At 50.0% G+C, this 5,255-nt stretch carries 5 protein-coding genes; all 5 read left to right on the forward strand.

Annotation, left to right across the window (positions count from 1 at the left end; all coding sequences use genetic code 11):
- Window positions 1–434, forward strand: a 434-nt coding sequence (locus ACRCZA_RS15690) for an alpha/beta fold hydrolase (protein ID WP_438675327.1), incomplete at its 5' end; no start/stop codon positions are given.
- A 74-nt stretch (window positions 435–508) separates the two neighbouring features.
- Window positions 509–2,293, forward strand: a complete 1,785-nt coding sequence (oleC, locus tag ACRCZA_RS15695) for an olefin beta-lactone synthetase (RefSeq protein ID WP_438675330.1) — start codon at window positions 509–511, stop codon at window positions 2,291–2,293.
- A 128-nt stretch (window positions 2,294–2,421) separates the two neighbouring features.
- Complete coding sequence (gene oleD / locus ACRCZA_RS15700) at window positions 2,422–3,561, forward strand: 2-alkyl-3-oxoalkanoate reductase (RefSeq protein WP_438675328.1); 1,140 nt, start codon at window positions 2,422–2,424, stop codon at window positions 3,559–3,561.
- Window positions 3,562–3,662: 101 nt separating this feature from the next.
- A complete protein-coding gene (locus ACRCZA_RS15705) occupies window positions 3,663–3,905 on the forward strand; it encodes a DUF3624 domain-containing protein (protein ID WP_438675331.1) in 243 nt (80 codons plus the stop codon).
- Between the two features lie 484 nt (window positions 3,906–4,389).
- Window positions 4,390–5,255 (forward strand): TerC family protein (locus tag ACRCZA_RS15710; RefSeq protein WP_438675329.1); only part of this gene is annotated, 866 nt, incomplete at its 3' end.

A 5,255-nucleotide genomic window follows, 5' to 3' on the forward strand; every position in this document is an offset into this window, starting at 1 on the left:
TAAAACAAGGGGATAGAAACTACTCCTTGGTCTCGCAGATTGCGGCAAGTTTGCCACAATTTGCGAAGGTGCCCACCCTCATTTGTTGGGGACTACAGGATTTTGTCTTCGATAAACACTTTTTAGCCACATGGCGCCAGCAGATGCCCCATGCAAGCGTCCATGAATTTGCCGATTGTGGGCATTACATCCTCGAAGATGCCAGTGATGAAGTGATCGCGCTCATTATGGGATTTATGGCCGCCGATATTGAGCATACTGCGATTTTGCCTCGGGCCGCGGTTCATGCCGACGCGACCTTGCCGGTTGCTTCTGAGCTGGAGGCTCGACCTAAAGCGGATGCTCAGGCTGAATTGGCGTCCGAGTTGGCAGCGCAGCCTAATCCACCTGATTTAGGTGGTGAGTTAGGCGGTGATTTACCGGTGACGCGCTAATGCCCGCAAAGCCTTCAGCGCGTGCCGTTAAGCCAGCCAGCCACCCTCGCAGCGATAGCGCGTTAGGGCAGGGGATGTCCCCGTCTTCGGCAACACCTAAGCCACTGACTCCACTCCGTGAGGGGGATGCCAATATTTGTCGGCACCTTAAGCAGGCGGCAGCCCAATATCCTCATCAACTTGCGGTGGCAGTGCAACGCTCCCATCGGCGCGTCCTGAGTCAACGCGAACTGCGTTACAGTGAACTCGACTTTGTGAGTTTAGATCGCCGCAGCGATGCCTTAGCTTTTGCCCTCAATGCCCATGGTATTACTCGCGGCATGAAGGCCGTGCTTATGGTGACGCCGAGTCTGGAGTTTTTTGCGTTAACCTTTGCACTCTTTAAAGCTGGGGTGATCCCGATTTTGGTTGATCCCGGCATGGGAATGAATAACCTCAAACAGTGTTTTATTGAAGCGGCACCAGATGCATTTATTGGTATTCCCAAAGCTCACATTGCCAGACGGTTATTGGGCTGGGGCAAGGGCACTATCCAGCATGTAGTGAATGTGACTGAGCTGACATCACCGATGGCAGCGGCTCTACAGACCTTCATGACGGGGGCGCGAAGTTTAGCCAAGGTGCAACGACAAGCCGAGGCGCGGCTTAAGTCAGATCCCAGTGCAGCGCTTAAACCCTATCCCATGGCCAAACTGCACATTGATGAGATGGCGGCGATCCTTTTTACCAGTGGCAGCACAGGTACGCCAAAGGGCGTGGTTTATAGCCATGGGATGTTTGAGGCGCAAATTCAAGCGCTTAAACAGGACTATGGCATTCGTCACGGTGAGCGGGATTTGGCAACTTTTCCACTGTTTTCCTTGTTTGGGCCGGCGCTTGGTATGGCATCTATCGTGCCAGAGATGGATGCCAGTAAACCGATTACCGCCAATCCTCAGCGGTTATTTGCCGCCATTGAACGTTATCAATGCAGCAATATGTTTGTTAATCCCGCCTTGCTCGACCGTTTGGGGCGTGCGGGGGCAGCGCTCAACCATAAACTGCCGAGCGTGGAGAGAGTGATCTCCGCCGGCGCGCCCGCAACCATTGCTTCGATTGCTTGCTTTAGCAAGATGCTGAATCCAACTGCGCCAGTGTTAACGTCCTACGGGGCAACAGAGTCTCTGCCCGTCAGTATGCTTGGCAGTACTGAGTTATTTTCTACCACCACCATGACCGATACCGGGGCAGGCATTTGCGTTGGCCGTGCCATTGCGGGGGTGAAATTGGCGATTATTGCCATAACAGAGCAACCGATTGCCGACTGGGATTGCGCCTTAGCGCTTCAACCCGGGGAGATCGGCGAGATAGTGGTGCAGGGGCCCATGGTTAGTCGCGCCTATTATCAGCGGCCGTCGGCGACCTTGGCGGCCAAGATCTGGGACGAAACTACCCAGTGTTATTGGCATCGCATGGGGGATGTGGGATATCTTGATCCCCAAGGGCGTTTGTGGATGTGTGGCCGTAAGGCACACAGAGTCGATGCCACCCTTAACGGTCAATGGGTTAAGCGCTATTTTTCGATTCCTTGCGAGCGCATTTTTAATACACATCCACAGGTTAAACGTTCGGCACTCGTGGGCGTTAATCTGGCAAGTGGGCGAGTGCCATTACTTTGTATTGAGCTTGAGGGCGCACTGACTGGCGATGAACAGCAGCAACTGTTTCTCGACCTTGGCGAACTTGCACAGCAATTTGAGCAAACCCAAGGGATAAACCGTTTTCTTATTCATCCACACTTCCCTGTGGATGTGCGGCATAATGCCAAAATTTTTAGAGAAAAATTAGCTAGTTGGGCACAGTCTCGCCTTGACCACTAAAGTGAATGCGACTCTCGATGACTGTGGCGTTGTCGTCAATATTGACGGTTTTTTTCCGACAATCTTATTTTTACCCCTTGATATTATTTGAGAATATTTAAATAGCATCAGACAAATTGGAATGCTAAATGACAAATACCCCCAACATGCGGCCGACACTTGCGCCATTGGCTCAAGCAGAGCAAAACGCGTTGACACAATTGGCGCAAAAGGTCACCCATGCGTTTGTTACCGGCGCAGGCGGTTTTCTTGGTAAGGCCATCTGTTTAAGATTACTGGCCGCAGGAATAAAGGTCACAGGTTTTGCCCGCGGCCATTATCCTGAATTAGAAGCCCTTGGGGTGGCGATGGTGCAGGGGGATTTAGTCGATGCTGCCGCGCTCACCCAAGCGATGCAAGGGTGCGATATTGTGTTCCATGTCGCCTCAAAAGCCGGTGTCTGGGGCGATAGGGACAGTTATTTTGGCCCCAATGTGAAAGGCACCGCCAATGTCATCGCGGCTTGCAAAGCATTAAACATCAATAAATTAGTCTACACTAGCACCCCCAGTGTCACCTTTGCTGGGCAGGATGAGTCCGGTATTGATGAGTCTGCGCCCTATGCGGCCAAGTTCATGAATTATTACGCGCATTCAAAAGCCATTGCCGAAAAGATGATCCTCGATGCTAATCAACTCGGCGAGGCGTTATCTCAAGACGCGCAGGCAATCGCAATAGTGCCGCAAGCTCAGAACAGCCCGCGCTCCTTGCTAAAAACAGTCGCCCTTAGGCCACATCTTATCTGGGGGCCAGGGGATCCGCATTTGGCTCCCCGGGTATTTGCCCGGGGCCGCGCCGGCAAGTTAAAGTTGGTGGGGCGCGAGGATAAATTAGTTGATACCATTTATATCGATAACGCTGTCTACGCCCATCTGTTAGCGGCCCTCGATCTGTGTCAGCTGCAGCCAAAGTGTCAGGGCAAAGCTTATTTTTTGAGTAATGATGAGCCCATCCCGATGGCCAAAATGCTTAATCTGATGCTGGACTGCGCAGGGTTAGCGCCCGTGACTCAACGCTTGCCAACCTCTATCGCCTATGGGCTTGGCGCGGTTCTTGAAGGGGTATATTGGTTACTTAACAAACCCCAGGAACCATTGATGACGCGCTTTGTGGCGCGTCAGCTCAGTTGTAGCCATTATTTTGATATTCGCGCGGCGAAACGCGATTTGGGTTACAGCGCCTTGGTGTCGATTGCTGAGGGAATGCAGCGGCTGAAAGCCTCCCTTTGATGGCAAGTCTCGCTGATTTGGCGTCGCGAGGGCTTGCGTACTAAAGGGTTAAGTATCTGTGATTGAATATTAAAAAATTGCCAATTGCGATGGAGGTCGATGTGAGTTGCAACCAGTGTTATTCGTCGATATTTCGGCAAAAAATTGGCCGTTGTCGGCGTTGCATGGGGCAATTGGCGGGTTTATCTGCCATAGGTTGGCCACTGTGGGGTTATTGTTATTGGGACACTCCTTGGACGGTAAATGCGATCGCATTATTTTTCTTTTGCGCTAGCTTTAGTGGTCTATTGACTTTGCACGGGGTGGTTTGGGGATATCGTTATTATCGTGATGGTCATCGTTAGTGCTCCGTTGAATGTGCCCCAGTCGGTGCCATCATGGGAATTCGAGTGACTGCTATCGTTTACTTATCAGCACACTTGCTCGATATCGGGACTGTCATAAAGTCGCATTCAAAGGATCACAGTAAGGCTCATTGTGAGTGGTGATTGCCGTTGATGGCTAATGATTGTGCGGCGAGCTTACCTTACTTTGTTGAGTGTAATTTACCTGCGTTTAATCTCTTGTGTTAACGCTAACCTGTCCATGACTCCATCATCGCCAACAGCTATCAAGGACGATGGATCATGAAAGAAAAATGCGTCAGTGGCTGAACGTGAGTAACGCTTGCCGATATTTAAGTCATTGACCTGCAGATGATAAATGAAGATTAATAGGGAAAGGAGCGGATTTCACGGGAATACCGCTGCTTTATCGTGAGTGATGCATTATCATAGCCCAGATTTTGGGGGGCGTTGAGCCACCGTATTGATATCATTAAGGAGACTTATGGAGTTTTTTACCACCCTATTTGTGGGCTATCCACTTTGGGTTTGGCTGATGTTTTTTGGTTTTGTGTTGGCATTGCTGGCCTTTGATTTAGGTATTTTGCATAAGGATCAACATGAAATCAGCGTGGCTGAAAGCTTAAAGCTTTCGGCATTCTATATTGCGATGGGCTTGTTATTTGGCGCTTGGCTTTGGTGGTACAAAGGGTCGACTGCCGGGATGGAATACCTGACGGGTTACCTCATCGAAAAATCCCTATCAATGGATAACATCTTTGTTATTGCGCTTATTTTCAGTAGTTTAGGCATTCCACGCTTATATCAACATCGCGTGTTATTCTGGGGAATATTGGGCGTAATCGTGTTACGCGCGATCATGATTGGCCTAGGTGCTATGCTGGTGGCGCAGTACCAAGGGGTGTTGGTGCTCTTTGGGCTCTTCTTAATTTTCACCGGTGTGAAGATGCTGTTCTCTGATGATGAGCACGGCGATATCCAAGATAATAAGTTTTACAAATGGTTACGCAGTAAAATGCGCTTTACTCATGGCTTACACGAAGAGAAGTTTTGGGTGCGCGGTGAGGATCATCAACTGAGCAAGGGTTGGTGGGCGACGCCATTATTTTTAGCGTTGATTTTGGTGGAAACGGCGGATCTCGTGTTTGCGGTTGACAGTATCCCTGCCATTTTTGCGATTACTCAAGATCCGTTTATTGTCTATACCTCTAATATTTTTGCCATTTTAGGGTTGCGTGCGTTGTATTTTGCCCTTGCGGCCATGGTACATCGTTTTGAATACCTTAAATATGCCTTGTCAGTGGTGCTGGTCTTTATTGGTGTTAAGGTTGGCTTAGTGTATTTCAACCA

This window comes from Shewanella sp. (assembly GCF_051658185.1).
Taxonomy (GTDB): Bacteria; Pseudomonadota; Gammaproteobacteria; order Enterobacterales; family Shewanellaceae; genus Shewanella.